General features: G+C 61.9%; 29 protein-coding genes and 1 other RNA gene. 14 read left to right on the top strand and 16 right to left on the bottom strand.

Annotated elements, in window-relative coordinates:
• Nucleotides 1–2 precede the first annotated feature (2 nt).
• Nucleotides 3–1019, bottom strand: coding sequence for a betaine--homocysteine S-methyltransferase (bmt, locus tag G0P99_RS21470; protein ID WP_164132714.1), 1017 nt, complete (start codon nt 1017–1019; stop codon nt 3–5).
• A 251-nt stretch (nt 1020–1270) separates the two neighbouring features.
• The gene (locus G0P99_RS21465) at nt 1271–1591 is read right to left on the bottom strand and encodes a DUF1476 domain-containing protein (protein ID WP_164132536.1); all 321 of its coding nucleotides are present in this window, start codon (nt 1589–1591) and stop codon (nt 1271–1273) included.
• Nucleotides 1592–1750: 159 nt separating this feature from the next.
• Between G0P99_RS21465 and purC the strand changes: the two genes are divergently transcribed.
• From purC to G0P99_RS21435, 6 genes are all read left to right on the top strand, one after another.
• On the top strand, nt 1751–2509 hold the full coding sequence (gene purC / locus G0P99_RS21460) for a phosphoribosylaminoimidazolesuccinocarboxamide synthase (protein WP_164132535.1): 759 nt from the start codon (nt 1751–1753) through the stop codon (nt 2507–2509).
• Nucleotides 2510–2593: 84 nt separating this feature from the next.
• Complete coding sequence (purS, locus tag G0P99_RS21455; protein WP_164132534.1) at nt 2594–2824, top strand: phosphoribosylformylglycinamidine synthase subunit PurS; 231 nt, start codon at nt 2594–2596, stop codon at nt 2822–2824.
• A gap of 3 nt (nt 2825–2827) precedes the next feature.
• A complete protein-coding gene (locus G0P99_RS21450; RefSeq protein WP_164132533.1) occupies nt 2828–3871 on the top strand; it encodes a zinc-dependent alcohol dehydrogenase family protein in 1044 nt (347 codons plus the stop codon).
• A 12-nt stretch (nt 3872–3883) separates the two neighbouring features.
• On the top strand, nt 3884–4552 hold the full coding sequence (gene purQ / locus G0P99_RS21445) for a phosphoribosylformylglycinamidine synthase subunit PurQ (RefSeq protein ID WP_164132532.1): 669 nt from the start codon (nt 3884–3886) through the stop codon (nt 4550–4552).
• 36 nt (nt 4553–4588) lie between these two features.
• Nucleotides 4589–6361: an ATP-binding protein gene (locus tag G0P99_RS21440; RefSeq protein ID WP_164132531.1), complete on the top strand. Its 1773-nt coding sequence runs from the start codon at nt 4589–4591 to the stop codon at nt 6359–6361.
• Between the two features lie 13 nt (nt 6362–6374).
• Nucleotides 6375–7709 carry a sigma-54 dependent transcriptional regulator gene (locus tag G0P99_RS21435; RefSeq protein ID WP_164132530.1) on the top strand — a complete coding sequence of 445 codons (1335 nt, stop codon included), beginning with the start codon at nt 6375–6377 and terminating at the stop codon, nt 7707–7709.
• Here the strand turns inward: G0P99_RS21435 and G0P99_RS21430 are convergent.
• Nucleotides 7700–8443 carry a triacylglycerol lipase gene (locus tag G0P99_RS21430; RefSeq protein WP_164132529.1) on the bottom strand — a complete coding sequence of 248 codons (744 nt, stop codon included), beginning with the start codon at nt 8441–8443 and terminating at the stop codon, nt 7700–7702. The genes G0P99_RS21435 and G0P99_RS21430 overlap by 10 nt on opposite strands.
• A 464-nt stretch (nt 8444–8907) precedes the next feature.
• Between G0P99_RS21430 and G0P99_RS21425 the strand changes: the two genes are divergently transcribed.
• Entirely contained in the window at nt 8908–11805 is a 2898-nt protein-coding gene (locus G0P99_RS21425; RefSeq protein ID WP_164132528.1) for a ribonuclease E/G, read from the top strand.
• A 33-nt stretch (nt 11806–11838) separates the two neighbouring features.
• Here the strand turns inward: G0P99_RS21425 and G0P99_RS21420 are convergent, their stop codons facing one another.
• On the bottom strand, nt 11839–12072 hold the full coding sequence (locus G0P99_RS21420) for a sulfurtransferase TusA family protein (protein WP_164132713.1): 234 nt from the start codon (nt 12070–12072) through the stop codon (nt 11839–11841).
• Between the two features lie 125 nt (nt 12073–12197).
• Between G0P99_RS21420 and G0P99_RS21415 the strand changes: the two genes are divergently transcribed.
• The 4 genes from G0P99_RS21415 to G0P99_RS21400 all read left to right on the top strand — a co-directional run bounded on the left by G0P99_RS21415 (nt 12198) and on the right by G0P99_RS21400 (nt 16634).
• Nucleotides 12198–12950: a cytochrome c biogenesis CcdA family protein gene (locus G0P99_RS21415; protein WP_164132712.1), complete on the top strand. Its 753-nt coding sequence runs from the start codon at nt 12198–12200 to the stop codon at nt 12948–12950.
• Between the two features lie 152 nt (nt 12951–13102).
• On the top strand, nt 13103–14335 hold the full coding sequence (locus tag G0P99_RS21410) for a hypothetical protein (RefSeq protein ID WP_164132527.1): 1233 nt from the start codon (nt 13103–13105) through the stop codon (nt 14333–14335).
• Entirely contained in the window at nt 14332–15684 is a 1353-nt protein-coding gene (locus G0P99_RS21405; RefSeq protein WP_164132526.1) for a cytochrome P450, read from the top strand. The genes G0P99_RS21410 and G0P99_RS21405 overlap by 4 nt, the downstream gene beginning before the upstream one ends.
• 68 nt (nt 15685–15752) lie before the next feature.
• Nucleotides 15753–16634, top strand: a complete 882-nt coding sequence (locus G0P99_RS21400) for a fructose bisphosphate aldolase (RefSeq protein WP_164132525.1) — start codon at nt 15753–15755, stop codon at nt 16632–16634.
• A 45-nt stretch (nt 16635–16679) separates the two neighbouring features.
• Here the strand turns inward: G0P99_RS21400 and G0P99_RS21395 are convergent, their stop codons facing one another.
• The 6 genes from G0P99_RS21395 to fumC all read right to left on the bottom strand — a co-directional run bounded on the left by G0P99_RS21395 (nt 16680) and on the right by fumC (nt 20027).
• On the bottom strand, nt 16680–17288 hold the full coding sequence (locus tag G0P99_RS21395) for a DNA-3-methyladenine glycosylase I (RefSeq protein ID WP_164132524.1): 609 nt from the start codon (nt 17286–17288) through the stop codon (nt 16680–16682).
• Nucleotides 17285–17584: a YciI family protein gene (locus G0P99_RS21390; protein WP_164132523.1), complete on the bottom strand. Its 300-nt coding sequence runs from the start codon at nt 17582–17584 to the stop codon at nt 17285–17287. The genes G0P99_RS21395 and G0P99_RS21390 overlap by 4 nt, the downstream gene beginning before the upstream one ends.
• A gap of 12 nt (nt 17585–17596) precedes the next feature.
• Complete coding sequence (locus G0P99_RS21385; protein WP_164132522.1) at nt 17597–18172, bottom strand: TetR/AcrR family transcriptional regulator; 576 nt, start codon at nt 18170–18172, stop codon at nt 17597–17599.
• A gap of 66 nt (nt 18173–18238) precedes the next feature.
• Nucleotides 18239–18460 carry a ribbon-helix-helix domain-containing protein gene (locus tag G0P99_RS21380; RefSeq protein ID WP_164132521.1) on the bottom strand — a complete coding sequence of 74 codons (222 nt, stop codon included), beginning with the start codon at nt 18458–18460 and terminating at the stop codon, nt 18239–18241.
• Entirely contained in the window at nt 18457–18633 is a 177-nt protein-coding gene (locus tag G0P99_RS21375; RefSeq protein WP_164132520.1) for a DUF4169 family protein, read from the bottom strand. The genes G0P99_RS21380 and G0P99_RS21375 overlap by 4 nt, the downstream gene beginning before the upstream one ends.
• Nucleotides 18633–20027 carry a class II fumarate hydratase gene (fumC, locus tag G0P99_RS21370; RefSeq protein WP_164132519.1) on the bottom strand — a complete coding sequence of 465 codons (1395 nt, stop codon included), beginning with the start codon at nt 20025–20027 and terminating at the stop codon, nt 18633–18635. The genes G0P99_RS21375 and fumC overlap by 1 nt, the downstream gene beginning before the upstream one ends.
• Nucleotides 20028–20205: 178 nt before the next feature.
• On the opposite strand from fumC, the gene G0P99_RS21365 reads away from it, so the two are divergent.
• Nucleotides 20206–20769, top strand: coding sequence for a hypothetical protein (locus tag G0P99_RS21365; protein ID WP_164132518.1), 564 nt, complete (start codon nt 20206–20208; stop codon nt 20767–20769).
• 60 nt (nt 20770–20829) lie between these two features.
• On the opposite strand, the gene G0P99_RS21360 is transcribed toward G0P99_RS21365, so the two are convergent.
• The 6 genes from G0P99_RS21360 to G0P99_RS21335 all read right to left on the bottom strand — a co-directional run bounded on the left by G0P99_RS21360 (nt 20830) and on the right by G0P99_RS21335 (nt 25250).
• Nucleotides 20830–21285, bottom strand: a complete 456-nt coding sequence (locus G0P99_RS21360) for an SspB family protein (protein WP_164132517.1) — start codon at nt 21283–21285, stop codon at nt 20830–20832.
• An 80-nt stretch (nt 21286–21365) separates the two neighbouring features.
• A complete protein-coding gene (gene chrA / locus G0P99_RS21355) occupies nt 21366–22613 on the bottom strand; it encodes a chromate efflux transporter (protein ID WP_164132516.1) in 1248 nt (415 codons plus the stop codon).
• Nucleotides 22610–23425 carry a sulfurtransferase/chromate resistance protein gene (locus tag G0P99_RS21350; protein ID WP_164132515.1) on the bottom strand — a complete coding sequence of 272 codons (816 nt, stop codon included), beginning with the start codon at nt 23423–23425 and terminating at the stop codon, nt 22610–22612. The genes chrA and G0P99_RS21350 overlap by 4 nt, the downstream gene beginning before the upstream one ends.
• 140 nt (nt 23426–23565) lie before the next feature.
• On the bottom strand, nt 23566–23997 hold the full coding sequence (locus tag G0P99_RS21345; RefSeq protein ID WP_164132514.1) for an ester cyclase: 432 nt from the start codon (nt 23995–23997) through the stop codon (nt 23566–23568).
• Nucleotides 23998–24098: 101 nt separating this feature from the next.
• Nucleotides 24099–24448, bottom strand: a transfer-messenger RNA (tmRNA) gene (gene ssrA / locus G0P99_RS21340).
• 55 nt (nt 24449–24503) lie between these two features.
• Nucleotides 24504–25250 (bottom strand): FadR/GntR family transcriptional regulator, encoded by a 747-nt coding sequence (locus G0P99_RS21335; protein ID WP_164132513.1) that lies wholly within the window; start codon nt 25248–25250, stop codon nt 24504–24506.
• A 126-nt stretch (nt 25251–25376) separates the two neighbouring features.
• On the opposite strand from G0P99_RS21335, the gene G0P99_RS21330 reads away from it, so the two are divergent.
• Together G0P99_RS21330 and G0P99_RS21325 are read left to right on the top strand one after the other, a co-directional pair.
• Entirely contained in the window at nt 25377–26147 is a 771-nt protein-coding gene (locus tag G0P99_RS21330) for a DUF2182 domain-containing protein (protein WP_239059904.1), read from the top strand.
• A gap of 18 nt (nt 26148–26165) precedes the next feature.
• A complete protein-coding gene (locus G0P99_RS21325; RefSeq protein WP_164132512.1) occupies nt 26166–26798 on the top strand; it encodes a DUF1326 domain-containing protein in 633 nt (210 codons plus the stop codon).
• Nucleotides 26799–26943 lie beyond the last annotated feature (145 nt).

The following is a 26943-nucleotide window of genomic DNA, read 5'->3' as shown; positions in this document are numbered from 1 at the left end:
GCTCAGGCGCGGCGGCGGCGTCCGCCACGGGCGCGGCGTTCGCCACCATCATCGCCGGTGCCGTCCGAGGCGGAGGTGAAGGCGCCCAGCGCTTCGACAATCTGGTCCAGTGTGGGCCGTTCGCCACGCGGGGTTGAATCAAGCGCCGCCCGCATCTTGACCAGATGCTCGGGCATGGTGCCGCAACAGCCGCCGATGATCTTGGCCCCGGCATCGCGGGCCATGGTGGCGTAGACAGCCATCAGCTCCGGCGTGCCGTCATAGTGAATATGGCCATCGACATATTTCGGGATGCCTGCGTTGCCCTTGGAAATGATCGGCCGCTTGGTCCCTTGAGCCGCGAATCCCAGTACGGTGCGCAGGATGTCTGACGCCCCGGTGCCGCAATTCGCACCAAAGGCCAGCGGCGGATTGGGGAGACTTTCAACCAGCTGGACCATATCGGCCGAGGTGACACCCATCATCGTGCGTCCGGCGGTGTCAAAACTCATCGTGCCGCACCAGGGCATGTCCGCCAGCGCAAAGGCCTCGGCCGCGGCGCGGTATTCCTCGGGGGCGGAAATAGTTTCCAGCCACAGGACATCGACACCGCCTTCTTTCAAACCTTCGGCCTGCTCATGAAACATCTCGACCGCTGCGGCATGGCTCAGGTTGCCGACCGGCTGCATGATCTCGCCGGTGGGGCCGACCGAACCCGCCACGATCACCTTGCGGTTGGCCTTGTCCGCGATTTCGCGACCCAATTCCGCTCCGGCCCGATTCAGTTCGCGCACACGCCCTTGCGCATCGTGCAGTTTGAGCCGTGCCGCCGTGCCGCCAAATGTATTGGTCAGGAACAGGTCACTGCCTGCGTCGACAGATCCCTTGTACAGCGCCCGGATCTTGTCCTGCTCCTCGGTGTTCCACAGTTCCGGCGCGTCGCCCGATTGCAAACCCATCTTGAACAGGTTTGTACCGGTGGCCCCGTCGGCGAGGATCACGTCATGGCTGGAGAGCATTGCAGAAAAGGCGTTGGTCATGTCGTTCAAGTTCCATTTCCACGGCGCCGGCGTGGCGCGATCAGACAGGAACCTGTGTCACGAATGCGTGAAAGAGGCAAACGCAAACTTCTCATCATGATGATGAAGCGGGTTCAGTCCTGTGTTCAAGAGGCGCCATCTTTGGCGCGAGCGCGATGCGGTTTCATCGGCGCGTCCCCACCGTTCGCGACAAAGGAAAACCCGCGAACGCCTGTTCGCAGGTTTTCAATTGCTCGGTCATGGGCAGCGGCTCAGTTGCCTGCTTCGCTCATGATCTCGGCTTTGGCTGCCGGCAGAAGCTCGGCCATCTTGGCCCGCACGGTATCTGCATCCACAACGCCCTCGAGATCCTTTGCGACCTTGCGCACCACGTCTTCGTGACCGGCTTCCTCGAAATCGGCCAGGACCACGGACTTGGCATATTCCGCAGCTTCCGCCTCGGACTTGCCCAACAGGCCCGCAGCCCAGAGGCCCAGCATCTTGTTGCAGCGCGCTTGCGCCTTGAACTGCATTTCTTCGTCATGAGCGAATTTGGCTTCGAAAGCGTGTTCGCGATCGTCGAAGGTGGTCATGGGTTGCGTCCCTCCATGAAGTGTCGTTCTTTTCTGATATGCCGCCCGTCTGACGGAACCGCAAGAGGCAGTGGTATGCTTGCGACACTGCGGCGCTTGCCTTATGAGGGCGCCATGAGGGGGGACTCATTCCCCCGTCCCAGCCTGGAAAGGTCGCACATGGCGCGTCGCAACAAGATTTACGAGGGCAAGGCCAAGATCCTCTACGAAGGCCCCGAGCCGGGTACCATCGTCCAGTATTTCAAGGATGACGCCACCGCCTTCAACGCCCAGAAGAAGGATGTGATCGAAGGCAAGGGTGTGTTGAACAACCGCCTCAGCGAGTTTTTCATGACCGGTCTCAACCAGATCGGCGTGCCGACCCATTTCATTCGCCGCCTCAACATGCGCGAGCAACTGGTGCGTGCCTGCGAGATCATTCCGCTGGAAATCATCGTGCGCAATTTTGCCGCGGGCTCCATGTCCAAGCGTCTTGGCATCGAGGAAGGCACCCAGCTGCCGCGCCCGATCGTCGAATACTGTTTCAAGAACGACGAACTGGGCGATCCGCTGGTGACCGAGGAACATATCGCTGCCTTCGGCTGGGCCAGCCAGCAGGACATGGACGATATCCTGAGCCTGGCGCTGCGCGTGAACGATTACATGTCCGGTCTGATGTATGGCGTCGGTATCAAGCTGATCGACTTCAAGATCGAGATCGGCCGGGTTTATGAAAACGACTATCCCCGCCTGATCGTCGCCGACGAGATCAGCCCTGACAGCTGCCGGTTGTGGGATATCGAAACCGGACAGAAGTTGGACAAGGACGTGTTCCGCCGCGATCTGGGCAGCTTGACGGATGCCTATTCCGAAGTGGCGCGCAGGCTGGGCGTGATCCCCAAGACCTCGAATGTGGTCAAGCCGACGCTGATCAATTGAAATCACCGCCCGGGATCCGGGCTGGTTCTACCTTTCATTCGCCGGGCGGATCGTCCGGCACGCAAGACCGGGGAATAGGACGAGATGAAGGCACGCGTGCATGTGATGCTCAAGAACGGGGTTCTCGATCCGCAGGGCGAGGCGGTGCGCCACGCTTTGGGGGCGATGGGGTTCGACAAGGTGACGGGTGTGCGTCAGGGAAAGGTGATCGACCTTGATCTGGCAGATGGTGCGACCGAGGCCGACGTTGCCGAGATGTGCGAGAAGCTTCTCGCCAACACTGTCATCGAACGTTACGAGATCGAGCTGGTCTGACCCATGCGCGCCGCGCAGCTGACCGCATGGCGCCAAGCGCTGGCGCTGACCACGCTTCCCGACCCGACACCGGGCAAGGGAGAGGTCGTGTTGCGCGTGCTGGCCTGCGGCGTCTGCCGGTCGGACTGGCATGCCTGGACCGGGGCCGACCCGGATGTCGTGCTGCCGATGGTTCCAGGGCACGAGTTCTGTGGCGAGGTCGTCGCCGCGGGTGCCGATGTTTCACGCTGGCGGGTAGGTGACCGTGTGATCGCGCCCTTCATCCTGGCCTGTGGTCGCTGCGGCGACTGCGCGGCCGGGCATCAGACGATCTGCGCCTATCAGCAGGTGCCGGGGTTTACCCGCGACGGCGCCTTTGCCGAGTTCATCGCGGTACCCTTTGCCGATACAAACCTGACGGCGCTGCCCGACAGCTTGCCACCCCATGTCGCCGCGGGCCTCGGGTGCCGCGTCACCACCGCCTGGCAGGCGCTTGTGGGGCGGGCCGAACTGCGCCCGGGCGAATGGCTGGCGGTCTTTGGTGCGGGCGGTGTCGGGATTTCGGCATTGCTTCTGGGCCGAGCACTTGGTGCACGTGTCGCGATGGTCGATGTGGTCCCCGAAAAACTTGCCTATGCCAGCTCTTTGGGTGCGGATGCCGTGATCAACGCGGCCGACGTCGACGCCGCGCAGGCCGTGCGCGACCTGACCGGCGGCGGCGCCCATGTCGCGGTCGAGGCGTTGGGGATCGAGACCACCATGACCGGCGCCATGCGCGCCCTGCGCAAGCTGGGGCGCTTGGTCATGATCGGCATGCCAGCGGGCGAGCACACCGCGATGACCCTGCCGATGGATGTGCTCTATTCCGGTCAGCTGACCTTGCAGGGAACCCGGGGCATGCCCGCTTGGCGCTATCCCTCGCTTCTCTCGCTCATCGACGGAGGTCACCTGGATCTCTCGCCGTTGGTGACCCGCACCATCACCTTGTCCCAGGCAAGCGATGAGCTTGCCGCCTTTGACCGTCCCGCCCCGCCGGGCGTTGCGGTCATCACCGATTTTCAGACCTAGGAGGTCCCGCTCATGCGCGCTGCTGTTGTCGTTTTCCCCGGATCGAACTGCGACCGGGATCTGGCCGTGGCCTTTGAACAGGCCGGATTTGATGTCACCATGGTCTGGCACAAGGATGCCAGCCTTCCGGCAGGGCTTGACATCGTCGGTGTGCCCGGCGGTTTCAGCTATGGTGACTATCTGCGCTGCGGTGCCATCGCGGCCCAATCGCCGATCTGCAAGGCCGTTGTCGAGCATACTGAACGCGGCGGTTATGCCATGGGTGTCTGCAATGGTTTCCAGATCCTGACCGAGACAGGCATCCTGCCCGGCGCGTTGCTGCGTAACGCTGGCCTGAAATACATCTGCAAGACTGTCGGTCTGAAAGTCGCGACTTCGGACAGTGTATTCACCCAAGGCTACAATGCGGGCGACGTGATCGGTATTCCGATCGCGCATCATGACGGCAACTATTACGCTGACGACGAGACGCTGGCGATGCTGCGCGATCAGGATCGCGTCGCGTTCACCTATGCCGAGAACCCCAATGGCTCGCGTGGGGATATCGCCGGTATCCTGTCCGAAAACCGCCGGGTGCTGGGGATGATGCCACACCCCGAACGGGCGGCGGATGCCGGTCACGGCGGCACGGACGGAGCGGCGCTCTTCCGCGCATTGGCCGGTGTGCTCACGCCTGCATGACTTGAGAAGCGCCCTTCAGGGGCGTAGCTTGGGCATATGAACAAGCCGCTTCGTCCAAATGGTGACAACACCAGCTGGATCCGCTCCGGTCAGCTCAGCTGGCGGGTTCGGCTTGCTTTGGTGTTTCTGCTGGTTTCTGCCACGGCGACCGTATGGGTCACCAACCGGCTGCTGACCGACCGTTTCACCGAAAGCACCCGCAACCGGGCCGAACTGCGGCTTGCCCTGTATTCGGGCAACCTGCTGAGCGAATTGCGCCGGAACGCCATCGTGCCCCAGCTGCTGGCCCGCGACCCGACGCTGATCTCTGCGCTGCAATCCAGCAATTACTCGCAGTCCACACAGCGTCTGATTTCCTTTGTCGAGGAGATCGGTGCCGCTTCGCTGATGCTGTTGGACCGGGACGGACGGGTGGTGGCCGCCACCGACCGCAACCGGTTGGGAGAGTTGCATCGCTCTGCCGCCTATTTTGTGGATCCGGTTCGGTCGAACGCCACGGTTTTTACCGCCTATCAGCACGAGGCGGGGGGGTACCGGTTCACCTATTCTCGCAGGCTCGAAGACAGTTCCGAAACCTTGGGCGTGGTCGTGGTCGAGGTGGATCTGCAAAAATTCGAACGCGCCTGGTCGGGGATTTCGGATGCGGTGTTCGTGACCAACACCGAAGGCACCATCATCCTGTCCACCGAGCCCCGTTGGCGAGGCTTGAAGGAAGCGGAGGCGCTGCGTCGCCAGACGCCCGAGAACGCCATCGAACGGGCGATACGGGTGACGGCGGACTGGACGGCGCTCCCCCCCGATGCCTATTTGCGCGGCGAGGCCGTGATGCGGATGGACAGCCGCATTCCGTTTCGCGGCTGGCAGATGACGTCTTTCTCGACCTATTCGTCGATACGGGAGCGAGTGAACGGCGTGCTGGCCCTGGAAATCATGGGATTCGCGATTCTTCTCGCGCTGAGTTTCTACGCGCTGAGCCGCCGTACCGCGTTCCGCATGGCGTTGTTCCAGCGCGAGTCGGCGGAGCTTCGCGCGCTTAACGCACGGCTACAGCGGGAAATCGCCGAACGCGAACGGGTGCAGAAGACCCTTGAAGTGGCCGAGCAGACCCTGGCGCAAAGTTCGAAACTGGCGGCCCTGGGCGAGATGTCGGCGGCGGTCAGCCACGAATTGAATCAGCCGCTGGCGGCGATGAAGACCTATCTGGCGGGTGCCCGCCTCTTGTTGCGGCGCAATCGGCCCGAGGAGGCCCTGGCCAGCTTTGGCCGCATCGACGACCTGATCGAACGGATGGGGGCTATCACCCGGCAATTGAAGTCATACGCGCGCAAGGGGCAAGAAGCCTTTTCACCAATAAACATGGGTGAGGCCTTGACCGCGTCGCTGTCGATGATGGAGCCGCAGCTACGCCAGAGACAGGTTCAGATCACCCAGATCCTGCCGGATCGACCGGTGCTGGTGATGGGGGATCGGATGCGGATCGAACAGGTGATGGTGAACCTCTTGCGGAACGCTCTGGATGCCACCAAATCGGTTCGTAATCCCGAGGTTGAAATCATTCTGGCCGCAGGTGAAACGGCGACCCTGACGGTGCGGGACAATGGCGATGGCATCAAGGATTTCGAGAATATTTTCGAGCCCTTCTACACGACCAAGCAGCCGGGCGACGGGGTCGGTCTGGGGCTTGCAATCTCCTCGGGGATCGTCAACGACCTCGGGGGGCGCCTGACGGCGCGCAACGGGCAACATGGTGGGGCGGTCTTTGAAATGCAGCTCCCGATATTGGAAGACGGTCTCGAGGCCGCAGAATGACGAGGTAACGCGGATGGCTCAGGCCATGAAAATTGCGATTGTTGACGACGAGCAGGACATGCGCCAGTCGATCAGCCAGTGGTTGGCCCTGTCGGGATACGACACCGAGACCTTTGCCAGCGCGGAAGAGGCGTTGAAGATCCTCGGTCCCGATTACCCGGGTATCGTGATTTCGGACATCAAGATGCCCGGCATGGACGGGATGCAATTCCTGAGAAAACTGATGGGCGCCGACAGCTCGCTGCCGGTGATCATGATCACGGGGCATGGCGATGTTCCGATGGCGGTCGAGGCGATGCGCGTGGGGGCGTTTGATTTTCTGGAAAAACCGTTCAACCCGGATCGTATGTCGGACCTGGCCAAGCGTGCCAGCAATGCCCGCAGGCTGACGCTGGACAACCGGGCGCTTCGTCGGGAGCTGAGTGATGGTTCTCAGATCATCAAGAAGCTGATCGGGACCAGCCCCGTGATGGAGCGTCTGCGCGAGGATATCCTGGATCTGGGACAGGCTGATGGCCATGTTCTGATCGACGGAGAAACCGGGACCGGCAAGACGCTGGTGGCCCATGCGCTGCACGCGGTTGGCAGCCGCGCGGGCAAGAAATTCGTTCTCGTTTCCTGTGCCGCCCTGGAAGAGGACGCGCTGGCAAAGCGGTTGTTTGGCCCCATGCTTCCAGAGGATGCCCAATTGCCGGCGATCGAAGAAGCGCGCGGTGGAACGCTGGTGTTGGAAGATGTGGAGTCTCTGAGCGATACGCTTCAGGCCAAGCTCTTGTCGGTGATGAACGAGCAGGGCACCCCGGCCGAGACACGGATCATCGCGATTTCGAACCTACAGGAAGCGGGAAAAACCAGCGAAGACGTGCTGCGCCCGGATCTGTTCTATCGTCTGGCCGCGTTGCGGCTGACCATGCCGCCGCTGCGCCAGCGGGGCGAGGATATCCTGACGCTGTTCACCCGGCTCAGCGAGCAGTTCGCCGAGGAATACGGCTGCGACGCGCCGCAGGTCAGCGCGCAGGAGGCGGCGCAACTGTTACAGGCGCCCTGGCCGGGCAACGTGCGTCAACTGATCAACATCGCCGAACGCGCAGTATTGCAAGCTCGGCGCGGTTCCGGAACCATCGCATCGCTCCTGATGTCCGATCACGAGGACATGCAGCCGGTGATGACCACCGAGGGCAAGCCACTCAAGGAATATGTCGAGGCATTCGAGCGGATGCTGATCGACAATACGATGCGGCGGCACAAGGGCTCGATCGCGGCGGTGATGGACGAACTGTGCCTGCCGCGTCGGACGCTGAACGAGAAGATGGCCAAATACGGGTTGCAGCGGTCGGATTACCTCTGACCAGCGCCTTCGGCGACGGTTGCAATGAGGTCGGTCATCGCATCCGGGGCGCTGCCCGCCACATCATGGGTGCCTGATAGTGTCGCATGGACCCATCCTGGCACCCCTTGGGCCTTTCGCGCCAGACCGGCCAGAGGGCTGTCGGTCATCGACACCGCGTGGCGCGCCGGTTCAGGGGGGAGGCGGCCGTTCTTCAATATGACTGCACTCGTCAGGCTTGCCAGACTTTGCGGCCGAACCCGGTCGCCATAGCGGGTGCGCAGCGCGGCCGGGGCGGGCCATAACCCGGCGTCGACGATGCTTGGTGCATTGACGACGAGATACTCCAGTGTACGGGTATCGGCCGGGATAACCTCGGGCGGCGGGGCAAGTGGCAGCGGGCCCTCGACCATGACGACCGATCTGATAACGCTGCGGGCTCTATCCCATGCTGCAGATGCAATGCGCACTCCGGCACTATGGGCCACCAGAACAACCGGGGTTCCGACAGCTTCGATCGTTTGCGCCAGTCGATCCGCCAGAGTGTCGACCCCGATTGCGGCATCCGTCGCCGGCAGATCCGGGGCGCGTGTAGCGATCCCGCGCGCGTTCAGCCGCGCCTCTACCGACTGCCAGTACCAGTTGCCGACCCAGGCCCCATGCACCAAGACAACCGTCACCGGAGCGCCGGCGCGGAGCAGGCGCGGAAGGGCCAACGTGGTGGCCCCGGCGAAAATCACAGATCGGCGGTCCATGTCGGCCATGCTTGACCCGGGATTGGGTGGGGTCAAGCCCGCCCAAAAGGCAAAGCTGCACTTTGCCCATTGTCTTTTCCACAGCTCTGCTTTTAATGTGGTCAGACGGGCCGGGCGTTTTTAACCCATGCGCCCGCACCCTGAGAGTTTCGCTGCTCTGCCCCCGTTGGCACAGATCCCGGAGACAAAGCAGACCGATTGGCCCCGTGAAGGGGCGTGCAAATACCTTCGCCCAGAAATCGGGTGACGGGAATTAACGGGCGGGTCTGGAATATTCCGGCCTGTCGGAGAAGAACCGCGATGACGCGCGCGCGAAGAGTCAATGGACCAGCAGGGGGCCTCTCGGCCGTACCTTGCCGCGCGCGGTCGCTTATCGCCCAGACAAGACACCCCTCAGAAATTGTTCGCTTGGCTACCGTAAGGCCGCCTGGGCGTTCCGTTGTGACCGGGTGCATCAAGGACACATGGCAAAGAAGATGCTTATCGATGCCACCCACTCGGAAGAGACCCGGGTCGTGGTGGTTGACGGAAACAAGGTCGAAGAGTTCGATTTTGAGTCTGAAAACAAACGCCAGCTAGCTGGCAATATTTATCTGGCAAAAGTAACGCGCGTTGAGCCCTCGCTTCAGGCTGCTTTTGTTGACTATGGCGGGAACCGTCACGGGTTCCTCGCGTTCTCTGAAATTCATCCTGACTATTATCAGATCCCGGTCGCTGATCGACAGGCTCTGATGGAAGAAGAGCGGGCGTTCGCCGAGGCGCAGCGGGCGCGGGATGAGGACGACGAAAAACCCAAGCGCAGTCGCACCCGCTCGCGCAGCAAGGCCGCTGCCGCGAAATCGAACGATCCGATCGAGGTCATGGAAGTAACCGAGACGGAAATCAGTGGCATGGAGACCATTGATCTGCTCGGCGACGAGGGGGAAGAGGCTGATTTTCCCGAGGCTCTTTCGCCGATGGAACGTGTTCTGGAGACGCCTGTCGAGGAGCCCGAAGAGGCGGAGAACGGCAGCGACATCGCCCAAGCGGCGGCAGCCGAAACCGGCGACGACGTTGCCGAAGACGATGACGCGGCAGATCGGGACGACGAGGAAGAGCAGGCGCCCTCGGACGCTGCATCGAAAGATGACAGCATCGAATCAATCGCCGAGGAGGATGACGCCGAAGACCTGCGCCCGGTACGCAAGCCGCGTCCGCGCAAGTACAAGATCCAGGAAGTGATCAAGGTGCGCCAGGTCATGCTGGTGCAGGTGGTCAAGGAAGAGCGCGGCAACAAGGGAGCTGCGTTGACCACTTACCTGTCACTGGCAGGCCGCTACTGCGTGCTGATGCCGAACACGGCACGTGGCGGCGGAATCAGCCGCAAGATCACCAACGCCGCCGACCGCAAGAAGCTGAAAGAGATCGCCGCCGAGATGGACGTGCCCCAGGGCGCGGGCCTGATCGTGCGCACTGCCGGTGCCAAGCGGACCAAGGCTGAGATCAAGCGCGACTATGAATACCTCCAGCGCATGTGGGAGCAGATCCGCGAGCTGACGCTGAAATCCATCGCGCCCGCCAAGATCTATGAAGAGGGCGACTTGATCAAACGCTCGATCCGCGACCTCTACAATCGAGATATCGACGAGGTTCTGGTCGAGGGCGAAGGCGGCTACCGCATCGCCAAGGACTTCATGAAGATGATCATGCCGAGCCACGCCAAGAACGTGCAGCGGTATGAGGATCAGCTGCCGCTGTTTGCGCGCTTCCAGGTGGAAAGCTACCTGAACTCGATGTTCAACCCGACGGTACAGTTGAAATCCGGCGGCTACATCGTGATCGGCGTGACCGAGGCGCTGGTGGCTATCGACGTCAACTCCGGCCGCGCCACCAAGGAGGGCTCGATCGAGGAAACCGCGCTCAAGACCAACCTGGAGGCCGCCGAAGAGGTGGCCCGCCAGCTGCGCCTGCGCGACCTGGCCGGTCTGATCGTGATCGACTTCATCGACATGGACGAGCGCAAGAACAACGCCGCCGTCGAGAAACGCCTGAAGGACAAGCTGAAGTCGGACCGCGCCCGCATCCAGGTGGGTCGGATCTCGGGCTTCGGCCTGCTCGAGATGAGCCGCCAGCGTTTGCGCCCCGGCATGATCGAGGCCACGACCCAGCCGTGCCCCTCGTGCCACGGCACCGGCCTGATCCGTTCCGACGACAATATGGCGCTGAGCATCCTGCGCCAGATTGAGGAGGAAGGCACCCGCCGCCGCTCTCGCGAGGTGTTGGTGCGCTGCCCGGTGGGCATCGCCAACTATCTGATGAACCAGAAACGCGAGCATATCGCGCAGATCGAGGCGCGCTATGGCATGTCCGTGCGGATCGAAGGCGATCCGCATCTGGTCAGCCCGGATTTCCACCTTGAAAAGTTCAAGACCGCCACCCGCGCGGTACCGCAGGTGCAGGCACCGGTGGTTTCGGTCGATACCCGGTTGATGGAGCAGATTGACGCCGACGAGGCCGCCGAAGAAGAGGTGGAGGCCGACGAAGGGAAGGCCGAGATCCCGGGTGACGGGGACGGCGAGGGCAAGCCCAAGCGCAAGCGGCGCCGGCGGCGTCGGCGCAAGAGCGGCGGCAATGGCGGCGAAGACAGCGCTCGGGACTCCGACGGCGATGATGAAGCCGGCGATGAGGTTGCGCCCGAGACGGGTGACGATACGGCTGAGGCAGAGCCTGAGACGGAAATCGCAGCCGAGAACGAAGGCGCCGAGGCCGACAGTGCGACCAAAGCCCCGCGCAAGCGCACCCGTAGCCGTAAGAAACCGGTCAAGGCCGAGGCAGCGGTTGATGAGGTCGTAGCGGAAGAGGTCACAACCGAAACAGAAACGGTGGCAGAGGCAGAGGCTGAGGTCGAAGTACAGGCCGAGGCCGCGCCCAAGCCAGTGAAGAAGCCCGCCAAGCCCCGTAAACCGCGCAGTACCAGCAGCCGCAGCAAGAAGGCTGAGGCGCCCGCCGAACCTGCTGAGACCAGCGGGACGGTCGACGCCCTTGTGGAGGCAGTGACCTCGGAAGAAGAAGCCGTCGTCGAAGAGGCTGCCGGAGATGTAGCCGAAGCCGAAGTCGAGGGTGCCGAGGTTGAGGCGGAAATGACCGAGGCCAGTGCCGAGACTGTCGAAGCAGCCCCGGTGCAGGAATCCGTTGCCGCTCCGACCGATGTTCTTGAGGAAGAGGCTTCGCAGCCTGCCGAGGACGTTCCGGCGACGCCGGCCGAACCGGTCATGGCGAAAGAGGAACAGGCTGAGCCGGAACTGGTTGTGGCCGAAGCAGAGGTCGAACCCGAGAGCCCGCCGAAACCCAAGCGGCGCGGTTGGTGGTCGCTGGGCCAATAAGACAAAAAAGGCGGGTTCTCGGACCCGCCTTTTTCATTTCGCCCGGCGGATTAGGTAAACTTGGTGACCCGAAGCCTCATCCTGCGCGATTAACGCGTGACCGGCTTCGGCACAAAAATGCGGCACGTCGATCACCGCAGCAGGGTCATCGGCCAACAGTCGCAGCACCGCTCCTGGTGCCATGGATCTAAGCCGCTTGCGGGCTTTGAGCACGGGCAGGGGACAGAGCAGCCCCAGCGCGTCGAGGGTCTCGATTTCTTCGGTCATGTCTTGCAGATACGCCCAGCCCGCGCGCCTGTCCAGCGTCGGGTACTTGGCCAAGACACGTCGGCCACGAGGATGTGACCGCATGGCCCCGTGACGCGGCGCGCGCGATACCCTATGTGCAGGTCATGTTTGGAATAGAGATCATCGACGCGGGCCTCTTGCCCGCCATGTTCGTGGCGCTCCTTGGCGGGATTGTCAGCTTTCTCAGCCCCTGTGTGCTGCCCATCGTGCCACCCTATCTTGCTTATATGAGCGGGGTGAGCCTGGGAGAGATCCAGGATCAGGCCGCCGCCCGGCGCAAGGCGGTGCTGGCGGCGCTGTTCTTTGTGCTGGGCCTGTCGACCGTTTTCCTGCTGTTAGGTTTCACCGCCTCGGCCTTTGGCGCCTTTGTGCTGTCGAATCAGGAGTTGTTCGCCAAGGCCTCGGGCGTGGTGGTCATCGTCTTTGGCCTGCATTTCCTGAACGTTTTTCGCATCCCGCTGCTGGATCGCGAGGCGCGGATGCAGACCGGCGATGCGGGGGGATCGGTCTTTGGCGCCTATGTACTTGGTCTGGCCTTTGCCTTTGGCTGGACGCCTTGTATCGGGCCGCAGCTGGGCGCGATTCTGTCGCTGGCTGCGTCAGAGGCGTCGGTGGCGCGCGGCACGCTTCTCTTGGGCGTCTATGCGGCGGGGCTGGGCGTGCCATTTCTGCTGGCGGCGATGTTCCTCAGCCGCTCGATGGCGCTGATGAACCGGATCAAGCCGCATATGGGGCTGATCGAAAAGGTGATGGGCGGGCTGTTGCTGTTTGTCGGCATCATGCTGGTTACGGGCCTGTTCACTCAGTTCAGCTGGTGGCTGCTGGAGACCTTTCCTGCGCTGGCGGTGCTGGGCTGAGCGGGGCCGGGGGGCTGTCTGCCCCCCGCCGCCGGGCCGTTGGCCTGCCACCCCCCGAGAGTGTTTCCAACCAGAAAGAAGCAGGCGGTGCCATCGCTTGGGCTTAATCTTGCCCCAGTGATCGGCTAGGCTCGGACCAAAGAGGTCGAGCCATGAGCAGTGTTCCATCCGCAGGTCAGGTGCGCCGACGCCGGGTGTTCTATATCCCCGGCTATGACCCGATTCATCCGCGCCGGTACCGCGAGCTCTATCGCAAGGAAAGCGCCGAGCAGGCGCGCATCTCGGGCTATTCCGTCGACCTGAAACCCAAGACCACCAAGGGCCCCTATGGTTGGCACGTTAGTTCCAAGCAGGACGGTGCCGAGGTCGAGGCGGATGTGGAGGTGCTGGTCTGGTCAGACATTGTGCGGGGCAGCATGTCGAACTCGATCCCGGCCACCTATGCGCAACTGGCGCGCACCGCCTGGACCTATATCGCTTCGGGCGTGCTCTGGCGGTTGATGCGGCTGAGGAAGGGGCCGGTGATCGCGGCGCTCTATCCGGTTGGGATGCTCTTGGCGCAGCTATTGACAGCGCTGCTGCTGGTCTGGCTGGGCTGGTGGCTGGGCGGGTTGACCGAATGGCCCTTTGCCGCACTGGCCGGTTTGGCAGCGGGCGCGGGCGCGGGGGTCTACCTGCTGCGCTGGTTCCAATCCAAGGATGGCAAGTTTTTCGCCTACTATCTGATGCATGACTATGCCTATTCGGCGCGCTGGCGCGGCGCCAACCCGCCCGAACTGGAAGAGCGGATCGCGGCCTTTGCCGACCGGATCGCCGAGGCGCTAGAAGGGGACGCGGACGAGGTTCTTGTGGTCGGCCATTCCTCGGGCGCGCATGTGGGCGTGTCGGTGCTGGCCGATCTGATCCGCGCGGGCAGGGTGCCCGCCGATGGGCCGGCGCTGGGGTTTCTGACTTTGGGGCAGGTAGTGCCGATGGTGTCGTTCCTGCCCGAGGCGCAGCGGCTGCGCGCCGATCTGCACTATCTCTGCGCGCGCGACGAGCTGTCTTGGGTCGATGTCTCGGCGCCGGGTGATGGTTGTGCCTTCGCGCTGTGTGATCCGGTTGCGGTCAGCGGCGTTGCCCCGGCGACGGGAAAGTGCTGGCCGCTGGTGCTGTCGGCGGCCTTTACCCAGACGCTGAGCCCGGCCCGCTGGGCCGAGCTGCGCTGGCGTTTTTTTCGGCTGCATTTCCAGTATCTTTGCGCCTTTGACCGGGTGGGGGATTACGACTATTTCCGAATTACTGCCGGGCCGCTGACACTGGCGGCGCGCTATCGCGACCGGGCGCCGTCGAAATCGCTCATCGACCGGGCGGTGAGCAAATACACCGACATGGGCACCGCATGATTCCGCCCAAACCCCCCGCGCGCCCGGACAAGGTCTCGCTCTGGCGGTACCTCAAATTGTTCCGCCAGGACCTGCTGTCGGCGCAGCCCGCGCGGCTGTACCGCGCCTGGATGGCCGAGTTCCGCACGCCCTTCTTCCGCTCGTACCTGGTGAACCAGCCCGATCTGGTGGACACGGTGCTGAAGGGGCGGCCCGACGATTTCCCCAAATCCAACCGCATCAGCGAGGGGTTGCGGCCTTTGTTGGGCAATTCGGTCTTTCTGACCAATGGCGAGACCTGGAAACGCCAGCGCCGAATTATCGACCCGGCATTCGAGGGCGGGCGCCTGCGCGACACGTTTCCGGCCATGTGGGCGGCGTCCGAGGCGGCGGTGAACCGGCTGGCGGCGCAGGCGGGGCAGGAGACCGAGATCGAGGAGATCACCAGCCACGCGGCGGCGGATGTGATTTTCCGCACCCTGTTCTCGATCCCGATCGAGCATGAGGTGGCAGCGCAGGTCTTCACCCGGTTTCGGGCCTATCAGCGGGCGCAGCCGCTGTTGAACCTTGCGGCCTTTGTGCCGGTGCCGCGCTGGGTGCCGCGGTTCCATTCGCGCCAGACCCGGCGGAACGCGGCGGTGATCCGGGGATTGATCCGGCAGTTGACAGACACCCGGATGGAGGAAATCCGCGCCGGCACCGCGCCCGACGATCTGGCCACCAAGATCATGACCACAACCGACCCGCAGACCGGTGACCGGTTCGACACGAGCGAGATGGTCGATCAGGTGGCGATCTTCTTCCTGGCCGGGCACGAAACGAGCGCCTCGGCGCTCGCTTGGACGCTTTACCTGATGGCGCTTTACCCCGAGTGGCAGGAGAAACTGGCCGAGGAGGCGAGGGCGCTGGACAGCCCCCCGGATTTCAGCGTTATGTCGAAACTGCGTCTCAGCCGCGATGTATTCCGCGAGGCGCTGCGTCTTTATCCTCCCGTACCGATGATGGTGCGCGAGACGACCTGCCCCGAACACTTTCGCGACCGCGATGTGCCCAAGGGCGCGCAGATCGTGCTCAGCCCCTGGCACCTCCACCGGCATGAGCGACTATGGGAGAGGCCCGACGATTTCGATCCGGGCCGCTGGCACACTGAAAATGGCAAGATCTGTCAGCGCAACGCCTATATGCCGTTTTCGGCCGGGCCACGTGTCTGCACCGGGGCGGGCTTTGCCATGGTTGAGGGGCCGCTGATCCTGTCGATGCTGCTGCGCCGGTTCCGATTCGAGCGGATCGCGGGCCGCGACCCGGTTCCGGTGGCGCATCTAACCGTGCGGGCGGCGGACGGCATCTGGCTGCGCGTCCTTGAGCGCTAACATCCTACCATCCAGCGAAACCATGATATATGCCGTGCCGAACGGAATCATTTAGACGGGTAAGACTTATGTCCAAGGCACAAATGCGCGAACAGATGGCAACCGGCGCGGGCTTTATCGCGGCCCTGGATCAGAGCGGCGGCTCGACCCCCAAGGCGCTTGCGCTCTACGGTGTGGATGCCGCGCAATACGGCTCCGAGGAAGAGATGTTCGCCGAGATCCAGCGTATGCGCGCCCGGATCATCCTGGCCGACGATTTCACCAGCAAGAAGGTGATCGGCGCGATCCTGTTCGAACGCACTCTGGGCGAGAGCATCGACGGTCGCGGCGTTGCCGATTTTCTGTGGAACGTCAAGGGCGTGGTGCCCTTCCTCAAGATCGACAAGGGTCTTGAGGATGAGGCCAACGGTGTGCAACTGATGAAGCCGATCCCGGGTCTCGCTGACACTTTGGCCAAGGCCGAAGGCGTGTTCGGCACCAAGGAACGCTCGGTCATCCACGAGGCCAATGCCGAAGGCATTGCCGCCGTGGTGGCGCAGCAGTTCGACGTCGCACGCGAAGTCGTCGCCGCCGGCATGGTGCCGATCGTCGAACCCGAGGTGAGCATTCACTCGACCACCAAGGCGCAGGCCGAAGAGATGCTGAAGGAGGAAATTCTGAAACATCTCGACACGCTGGCCGATGGGCAGGATGTGATGCTGAAACTGACCATTCCCAGCACCGCCAATCTTTATGACGCTCTAGCCGATCATCCCCGTGTGGTGCGAGTGGTGGCGCTGTCGGGTGGCTATTCCACCGATCAGGCCTGCGATCTGCTCAGCCGGAACGGCAAGATGATTGCCTCGTTCTCGCGTGCGCTGACCGAGGGTCTGTCGAAACAGCAGTCGGACGCCGAGTTCAACGCAGCCCTGGGCGGCAATATCGACAAGATCTATCGCGCCTCGCTGTAAATCGGGCGCAGATCGGGAACCGGGCCGCGATATCGCGGCCCGTTTTCATTTGGGCAGCGTGAATTCGGCCCGCAGCCGCCCCGCCTTGTCGCGCATGACGCAGCCCCGCGCGTGGTCGTTGACCAACCCCATCGCCTGCATGAAGGCAAAGACCGTGGTGGGGCCAACAAATTTCCAGCCGCGTTTTTTCAGATCTTTCGACATCGCGGTCGAGGTGGGGATGATGCTGGCAGTCTGCGGCTCGGGCAGGTCCTCGGGCTTGGGTTCGTAGGACCAGACATAGGCGGCTAGGCTACCATGCTCAGCCAGCAGATCATCCATACGACGGGCATTGTTGATCACCGCCTCGATCTTGCCGCGATGGCGGATGATACCGGCATCGCCCAGCAGGCGGGCAACATCCGTGTCGTTGTAGACAGCTATGCGGGTCCAGTCGAACCCGTCGAACGCGGCGCGGAAATTCTCGCGCTTGGCCAGGATGGTGCGCCAGCTGAGGCCGGACTGAAAGCTTTCAAGGCAGAGCTTCTCGAAGAGGCGCCGGTCGTCATCCACCGGATAGCCCCATTCGCTGTCGTGATAGTCGAAGAATTCCGGCGCCGCCTGACACCAGTGGCAGCGCGGCTGGCCGTCGGGGCCAGGGACAGTGCCGCTCATACGGCAGCCTCGGGCAGCAGGAAGGTGAAATCGGCGCTGGCGCGCGACGGCGTAAGCTCCAGGACCTCGGCGGTCACCACATCCTCGACCACAAAGGGGTCCGCGGCGACGCGGGCCTCAACCTCGGCGCGCGAGGCGGACCGCGCGAGGATGCCGCCGCCTAGCTGAGGTTGAAGACTGCCCGCAAGGTCAAAGACACCATCATCAAATCCCTGTTTCAGCCAATCGACATGGTTGGCCATGAATTCGGGCGCCCGGGCTTTGTTGGTGGAGAATTTCAGCAAGATCAGAAACATCTCTTTGTGTCCTCAAGTTGTTCGGGAAAGTGTGTCATCCAGCCAGCGGTGCATCTCCGCCACCTCGGTGCGAAGGAACCCCTCGTCGTGAAAGCTCTGCGCCAGGGTCGCAGCGCCCTGGCTGCGGGCCAGCAGATGCATCGCCAGTGCGGACGCCTCCGCACCAAGACCCGCCTCGGCGAACTGGCGCTGCAACCAGTCGCGGAAAAGGGTGAACAGCCCGTTGGCCTGCCCCTGCGCGGCATGGTCAAGCTTGCTGAGTTCGGTGCAGAGCGAGCCGACTGGACAGCCGTAGCGGGTGATCTTGGCCCGGTTCATGATCATCAGGTCGATGAAACTGGCGATGCGGGCGTGGGAGCTGTCACCGTCGCCCTGCCAATCCGCCAGTATCTGCGCGGTGCGGGCCAGTCGCAACTGGATCACCTCGGTCAGGATCTCGTCCTTGGTCTTGAAATGATAATAGAAATTGCCGCGCGAGATGCCCACCGCGGCTGCGATATCGGCGAATGAAGTCTGCGCAAAACCCTGCCGGTAGAACAGATCATCGGCGGCGGCGACGATCTGTTCGCGGGTGTGTGCCTGTACCATATCCAACCTCTAGGAAGCGTGTCCTAGAGGTTGTAGGGCAAGCGTCCTAATGCTGTCAACCCGCGGTCAGCGCCGGGCCTGGTACCAGGCCAGAACATAGACGCGTATGGCGGAGGCGAGGCCGGTCTCGGGGTCTCGCGCCGCGTCAATGTTGCCCGCTAGAACGTTGATTGGTATATCTTTTTCCTTTGCAATCTCGCGAAAGGCGCGCCAGAACGCATCCTCGAGAGAGACCGAGGTGCGGTGCCCCCGCAGCGTCAGCGAGCGTTTGACGGGGCGGCCGCTCATTCCTCGACCTCGTGGCCGTCATGATCGCGCCGGGCCTTGTCGGCGCGGGCGCGGTCCAGCTGTTTGTCGGCCATGCTGCGGCCGAATTTCACGGCATTCTCGTCCGCACGCGCCTTTTTCTCGGCGCGCGCCTTCTGTTTCCGGAACTGGTTGAGGTTGACCGGCTTGCCCATCAGTCTCGCGGCCCGATCATCTGTTCGGGACGTACCACCCGGTCAAAGGTCTCAGCGTCGACAAATCCCAGCCGCACCGCCTCTTCGCGCAGGGTGGTGCCGTTCTTGTGTGCGGTCTTGGCGACCGTGGTGGCATTGTCGTAACCGATGGTCGGCGCAAGCGCGGTGACCAGCATCAGGCTTTCGCGCATCAACTGGTCGATCCGTGCGGTATTGGCGCGGATGCCCAGCAGCATCCGCTGCGTGAAACTATCCGCCGCGTCGCCCAGAAGTTGCATGGATTGCAATAGGTTATAAGCCATCATCGGGTTATAGACATTGAGTTCGAAATGCCCCTGAGAGCCTGCGAACTTGATCGCCGCGTCATTGCCCATCACATGGGCGGCGACCTGCGTCAGCGCCTCGGCCTGGGTCGGGTTGATCTTGCCCGGCATGATCGAGCTGCCCGGTTCGTTTTCTGGCAGGATCAGTTCCCCAAGCCCCGAACGCGGACCAGAGCCCAGAAAGCGGATGTCGTTGGCGATCTTGTAGCAACTGCCCGCCACCGTCGCCAGCGCACCGGACAGGAACACCATCGCGTCATGGGCGGCGAGCGCCTCGAACTTGTTGGGCGCGGTGACCAGCGGCAGGCCGGTGATCCGGGCCATGTTGGCGGCGACCGCCTCGGCCCAGCCTGCGCGTGTATTCAGGCCGGTGCCCACGGCGGTGCCGCCCTGGGCCAACTCGTACAAACCGGGCAGGGCGACCTCGATCCGGGCCAGCCCCATGCGGATCTGATGGGCATAACCCGAAAACTCCTGTCCCAGCGTCAGCGGCGTCGCATCCTGCGTATGGGTGCGACCGATCTTGATGATATCCTGGAATTCTTCGGCCTTCTGCTCCAGCCCGGCCAGCAGGGTGCGCAGCCCCGGCAGCAGCACGTCGCGCGCGGTCATCGCCGCCGCCACGTGCATCGCGGTGGGAAAGGTGTCGTTCGAGGATTGCCCCATGTTCACATGGTCGTTGGGGTGCACCGGGTCTTTGCTGCCGAGCCGGCCGCCCAAGAGTTCGATGGCGCGGTTGGCGATCACCTCGTTGGCATTCATGTTCGACTGAGTGCCCGAGCCGGTCTGCCAGACCACCAGCGGGAAATGATCGTCCAGCTTGCCTGCGATCACCTCATCGGCGGCGGCGATGATCGCATCGGCCAGATCGGGGGCCAACGCGCCGGTTTCGCGGTTGCGCAGGGCGCAGGCCTTTTTCACCACGCCCAGTGCGCGGATGATAGCGACCGGCTGCCGTTCCCACCCGATAGGGAAGTTCTGGATCGAGCGTTGGGTCTGTGCCCCCCAATACTTGTCGGCGGGTACGTCGAGTGGGCCAAAACTGTCTGTCTCTATGCGTGTTCCCGCCATGTGTGCCTCCGCTCTCGGGTTGGCCTCAGATTTGACCGGTCGCTCCGCCGGTGCAAGGGGGATTGGGCCACTGTTTCGGAGCGGAACAGGTATTTTATCGGCCATAGGAGACTCATGCGTTGTTCCCTGCGCGCAGCAAGGTAATATGAAGACGACAAGTCAGTCATTGGAGGCCTCAATGCGTACCGCGAACCTTAGCCTTCCGTCCCGTGCGATATGGCTGTTTTCGTTCTTCTTGTTGTCTGTTTTGCTTTTGACCAATCCGGTCAGGGCGGCAGATATTGAGCAGTTCGTGGGCGAATACGAAGGCAATGCGGACCTGATCCGGTCAGATGGCAGCACCGAACCGCGTGACATGAGCGTTTCCATTGAAGAGACCAAGGACGGGTTCAACGTCAGTTGGTCCACGACAATCCAGAAACCTGACGGCAGGATCAAGGAGAGCGACTATTCGGTCGATTTCCTACCCAGTGGCCGAGATGGGATATATTCGGCGGCGATGACCCGCAACGTGTTTGGTCATGCCGTGCAGCTCGACCCGATGAAAGGCGAACCCTATGTCTGGGGGCGGATCGTCGGGGATACCATGACGGTCTATTCGCTGTTCGTGGCGGATGACGGTGGCTACGAGATGCAGCAATTCGACAGGACTTTGGCTGATGGAGGATTGATGCTCAAGTTTTCACGGCTGAAGAACGGCGTCATGGAGCGCTCTGTCGAGACCTTTCTGCAAAAGCAATAATTCTGGCACGAACAGGCACGGCCGAGCCTGACCATTTCTCGGATCGGCCAAGCTCCAACCTCAGTGCTTGCGGAAACTGTCCAGGGAAACAACTTCGGCATCCGAATGCCGCTCGTCGTCGTCGTCCTCTTCGTCTTCATCCATCTCGTCGGTTTCATCCGAGTCCGGGCTTTCAAAGCGCAAACCAAACTCTACCGAGGGATCGACAAAGGTCTTGATAGCATCGAAAGGAATGTAAAGCAGTTCAGGCGTATCGCCAAAGTTGAGCGTAATGGAGAACCCGTCGTCGTCAACATGCAGGTTTTCATACCAATGCTGCACCACGATCGTCATCTCGCCGGGATAACGGTCTGACAGCCAGTCGGCCAGGCCGACATCGGGATGCCGCGTGTCGAACGTGATGAAGAAATGATGAGCCCCGGGCAGCCCCTTTTGTTCCACGTCGCTCAGAACTGTCTTTATCAGTCCGCGCATAGCGGTATGCATCAGATTGCCGTAGTCGATGCCTCGCGACATGTTGTGTCCCCATTCGAAATTGAGGTTCAGCATAAAAGATTCGGACGGAAACAAAAGAGACTGTACGCGGCTATTTTCGGTCAGATGAAATAGCTGGCCATGCCTGCTGCGGTCATCAGCACCAAGGTCTCACCGATTCCCCGCTTCAAGACGATCATCGACACTGCGGCGAGCACCGACAGTGATGCCGCCAAGGGGTCGAAACTGACCCAGACGGGAGACCAGAAAGCCACTGGTCCGACGCTTGAAAATGCGACCTTTCCAAAGATGACATGCATTCCGAACCATAAGGAGAGGTTCAGGATCACTCCGACAACGGCGGATGTGATTGCATTGAGCGCGGCCGCGGGTCTGGGTCGACCGGCGATCTGGTCCAGGATGGGTGCGGTCGAAAAGATCCAAAGAAAACAGGGCACAAATGTTGCCCAGAGAGCAACCGCGCCAGCAGCCAGGGCCATTGCTGGGCCATCGGCCATGTAGCCGGCAAGCATTGCAACGAACTGCGTTACCAATATCAAGGGCCCCGGTGTCGTCTCGGCCAGCCCCAGGGCGTCAATCATCTGTGTGGTCGTGATCCATTGATGCTGGTCGACGACCGTTTGCGTCATATAGGCCAGCACCGCGTAGGCGCCTCCGAAGGTCACCACAGCAAGAATGACGAAGAACCAGCCGAGGTCCGCCAACAAGGTCGGCCCAAAGAAATGGAGCCAGAGAATGGGGGCAAGCCAGAGCACCAGCCAGGTGGCAAGCGTTCCCGTTTCTGGGTACTGCCACTCGGATGAAGGATGGGGGGCATCGGTCGTTTTGGCGCTAATATACCCCCAGATGCCCGCAGCGCCGACAATTAGGGGGAACGGCATGGCAAACGCAAAAATCGCGACAAAGGAGAGACCGGCGATCACCCAGGCCGAACGGCTTGTCAGTGTCTTGGAGCTGAGTTTGCTCAATGCCTGTACGACGATGGCGATCACCGCGGCTTTGATTCCAAGAAACGCCGATTGAATCAGCGGCAGGTCGCCAAAGGTTACGTAAAGCGCCACGAGCGCCGAGATCACCAGAGCACCGGGCAAAACGAAAAGCCCGCCCGAGATCAGGCCACCGGGTATCCCACGTAGTCGCCAGCCCGCATAGGTGGCCAGCTGCATGGCCTCTGGTCCGGGCAGCAACATGCACAGCGACAGCGCCCGCAGAAAGGTCTTTTCATCCAGCCAGGGGCGGGTTTCGACCAGCTCCCTGTGCATCAGGGCGATCTGCGCCGCTGGCCCGCCAAAGGACAGCAGCCCGATCCGTCCGAAAACGCGGACGAGTTCCGACCATGACGGCGTCATGGCCGACGGTCCGCAGGCCAGTCGTGGCCTTCACTTTGTCCATCGCGCGCCCAGCGGTAGAGCGCGTCATAGAGCACTATGCCAGCGGCCAACTGGTCATGGTCGTCGCGGTACTGGCGCGATAACCCGACTGAAATCGCCAGCAACCCCGCCGCCTGTGGCGCGATCTGATGCCGGTCGGTGTCGGCTGCGCGTACAACCACGGACAGCCGGTCAAGCGCCTCGGTTCGCAATCCGAATTCATCAAGCATGGTGTCGAAGGTGCATTTGTCGTCCCGATGTGACCAGAAGACGTTTTCCACGTCGAAAGGTGTCGCACCGTACCGCTCGGCGACGCCCTGGACCTGGTCGGGTGAAACGAAAAGAAACCTTGCCGAGGGGTCCACGAAACGCCGGATCAGCCACGGGCACGCAATTCGGTCGATCTTGGGTCGGTGGCGAGTGACCCAGAGCGTGGCACCCTGAGCCGATGCGGGGATCGCTGTCGCGGGAATGCGGGGGGCGTCCGGGTTCCCGCGCCAGCCATGGTTGCCGCCCTGAAGGTATTCGGCCAGGTGCCCGTCGTTTCGAAGGCGAGCCACCAATCCTTGGCTGAGCTTGAGGCCCTGTTGACAGATGACGATGCAACGCCGCCCGGCCAGACGCGCGACGAGCCTGTCATAGTCGGTGTGTGGATGGCGAAAGGCGCCGGGGATCAGGAACGGATCGTCTGCGAAATCCGCGTCGATCGAGATATCCACCAGAACCGGGCAATCCGGCGTGCCGATCAGGCGCAGCAATTGGGGAACAGTAATTTCATTTGGCGCAGCCATGGCATGCTCCTCTCGTCAAAGGATACATGCGAAACTTGGGCCGGAGCCTCACGGGGCGTTCGCAAGCGACCCCATGACCCTATCGCTAGTGCAACAGGGCAGGGGGTGTCAATGCACCAGTCAGGCGTCGCCGCGACAGATCAGGCCCATTCGAGGCGCTGACCCGTCATGCATATTGGCAACGTGTCGGCCGGCATCTGGCCAAGTTGCTCGAACAGCGAGATCAGGTCGAACTGATTGTAGGCTTCGGCGATCTTGTTGTCCTTGTAGCGGACCATGACCTGACCCGTGACCTCGATTGGTGCTCCGTTGTCGGCCCTTGACGTGTGCACATGCAAGATTGCACTGGCCCAATCGCCGTTCTCGATAATCTTTGGGATATCCACGCGGATCTCGCCCAGATGATACTTGAAGGCGGAAACAAAATCCCTGAAATCGTCAGCCCCTACCTGCATCTCTGGGATCAGCCCGTCGGCCATCGTGTCGGCCGCAAAAAACTCATCAATCGCGTCGATATTTCCTTGCTCCCAAACCTGGGAATACCATTCTTTCAACAACTCGGATTTGTCCATCTGATCCTCCATCGCTGTCAGGTACAGCATTGGGGGCAATGGTGAATGAATGCTGAACAAAAGCGGCACAAGCAGCAAAAAGTACAAACATATGAAAGGAAAATGCAGGTTTCTGTTGCCAGGTACCTGCGAACCCCGCCTTACGCTGCTAGGCGCAAGGGCTTAAGTTTCGGTTTTTCGGACTGCTTACGCAGCCAGAGCAACCGGAGCACGATTGTCGTTGGCAATTATGCTTTACGGACCGATAACGGTGGTACCCCGCCGAGACAAAGCAAACTCCTTTAGACGTCCGTCGATCCTATTTCGGCCCCATTGTCCCCCAACGAGGGTATCTGGTGGAGCCGCCGGGTACCGCCCCCGGGTCCGATCCGCTTATTACGAGCGCGTTTATGTCCATAGTCCCCGAGGGAACACGACGAATATAATCGCTTGGTGCGCAAGTGCAACGGGATCCCGACCTGCCGGGACGGAATTCGTGCTTGCGGCTTGATCTGAATGGGCCGATGTCAGCCGCCCAGGGTTTCACGTGCCGCAGCGCGTGCGGCCATCACGCTGTCCTTGAGTGTCATCGTATAGGTGGTCAGTTCGACCAGCGCCGTATCGGCGGCTGCGGCATCGCGGGCTTCGATTGCGTCGGCAATGCGCGTATGCAGGCCCACGATCACCTCGCGCGAACGGGCGGTGAAGGTGATCATGTTCATCAGCGGCTGCATGGCCTCGACGGCTCCGGCCAGTTGGTAGGACAGCACCGGGTTGCCGGCGCCATCCACCAATGCCCTGTGAAATGTCACGTCCGAGGCGCAAAAAGTTTCGTCGCTCAACCCCGGCTGGCTCTGACGCACGATCTCGGCTCGCATGGTGGCCAGGTGATCCGGCGTGCGTCGCCGCGCCGACAACGGAGCACAGGCGCGCTCCAGCGCAAAGCGTGCCTCGCAAGCGGTATCGAAACTGACCGCGTTCATCGACAAGAGCAGGGTCGAGGTGGTGATCTGTTGGGAATAGGCATCCTCGAAGCTGATCCGGTTGACAAAGGCTCCGCCAAAGGCACCGCGCTGGGTGCGGATCAGCGATTGCGCCGCCAAGCGTTTCAGCGCTTCGCGCACGGTGGGGCGCGAGACCTGGAACTGGTCAGCCAGTTCCGCCTCAGACGGCAGGCGCTCGTCCACGATCAACCGGCCTTCGACGATGGAATCCTTGATCGCCTGGGCAATCTGAGCCGAGAGATCGGCGGAACTGTTCGGGTCGATTTTCATGGCACGTTCCTGGTGTCCTGGTTTGGCGGATCTTCGGGGTTGGAATATTTTATTTGTCTGACATTTAAAAGTCTGACATTTAAGTGTCAACGCGTGAGTCGCCTAAGCTGATAGCTGGAGTGCGGAATGAAGGCCATCGTTGCCGAACGGATCAGGTCGATGACAGGGGGGCACTGGATCCTCCTGTTCGTTCTTATCCTGGGCGCGTGGTCTGCTCTGTTCCTGATGGCAATTCCGGCCGAAATGCGGGTTGCGGATGCCGTCTATGGTGCGGATTTCTGGCGCGATCTCTGTACCTTGACACCCGATGTAGCCGGGTTCGGAAGAATGGTTTTCATGTGGGCGCTGATGTCCGCTGCGATGATGGCCCCCACTGCCCTGCCTGCGCTGGCCACTTACGAGGATCTGTCCCATACCGCCCCGGGCACGCGGTTCGGCGCTCTGCTTGGGGGGTACCTGCTGGTATGGCTGGGGTTCTCTGTACTGGCGGCTGGGATGCAATTCGCCTTGTTCAGTGCCGGTCTTCTCGGTGGATTTGGCGACAGCCGGTCGGTGCTCTTGTCGGCGGGCCTGCTGATTGGCACGGGCACCTATCAATTTTCGGCGATCAAGGCTGCCTGCCTCAGCAAATGCCGCCAACCGCTGACCTTTTTCATTCAGCATTGGGACGAGGGACCGTTGCGCAACGGCGTCCGGCTGGGCCTAGTGTGCCTTGGCTGTTGCTGGGCGCTGATGCTGTTGGCCTTTGTCGGCGGGGTGACGAACCTGGCCTTTATGGGCTTGGCTACGGTGATCATGGTTCTGGAGAAACTCCCCGATATTGGCCGCCATGTAACACGGCCTTTGGGGTACTGCCTGTTCGCCTGGGCAGGCTGGACCATCTGGATGACGATATAGGGAAAAGGGAGATATCACATGGCTTTGGACGAGTTGGGCACGGTGCCTTGGACGGTCAAGGGAGAGTTGATCCTGAACTGCAACTGCACGGTGTTCTGTCCCTGCGTGATCAGCCTGGGCAAGCATCCCCCAACCGAGGGACACTGCCAGACCTGGGGTGGTGTACGCATCGACCAAGGTGCTTATGGCGACATTGATCTCAGCGGGTTGAACATCGGTCTGATGATCGAGATCCCGGGCATGATGAGCCGTGGCAACTGGAAGGTTGGGTTGTTCATCGACGACCGTTCCACGGATGCGCAATATGACGCGCTGGTCGCGATCTTCTCGGGTGCGGCCAAGGGAACAACAGGCCTGTTCCAGATCCTCGTCGGTGAAATCCTGGGCCACGAGCGTCAACCGGTGACCTACGAGACCGAGGGCAAGACGCGTCACATCACCGTTGGCCGCAAGATCCAGGGTGTCGTTGCTCCGGTCGCTGGCAAGGATCCCGAAACCGATCTGGTCGTGACCAACACTCAGTACTGGATGGGGCCGGATATCACGGTGGCGACAGCGTCCAAGGGCAAGCTGCGCGCCTATGGCCGGGTCTGGGATTTCGACGGGCGCTCCGCCGAAATCTGCCAGATCGATTGGCACGGCCCGCGCTGACGGGAGGATTGAGCCGATCGAGCGCATTCGCGCCTGACCAAGCTCTGCCTGGCGAACAGACGGCCATCCGTTGAGGGACGCCGTCGAAGTCTGGCTTTGACATAGTCCAAACGGTTCCGACCGTTGGTTCAAGAAACGAAACTCA

The organism is Ruegeria sp. PrR005 (assembly GCF_010500245.1).
Classification (GTDB): Bacteria; Pseudomonadota; Alphaproteobacteria; order Rhodobacterales; family Rhodobacteraceae; genus Ruegeria_B; species Ruegeria_B marisflavi.
This window is presented reverse-complemented; position numbering and strand designations above follow the sequence as displayed.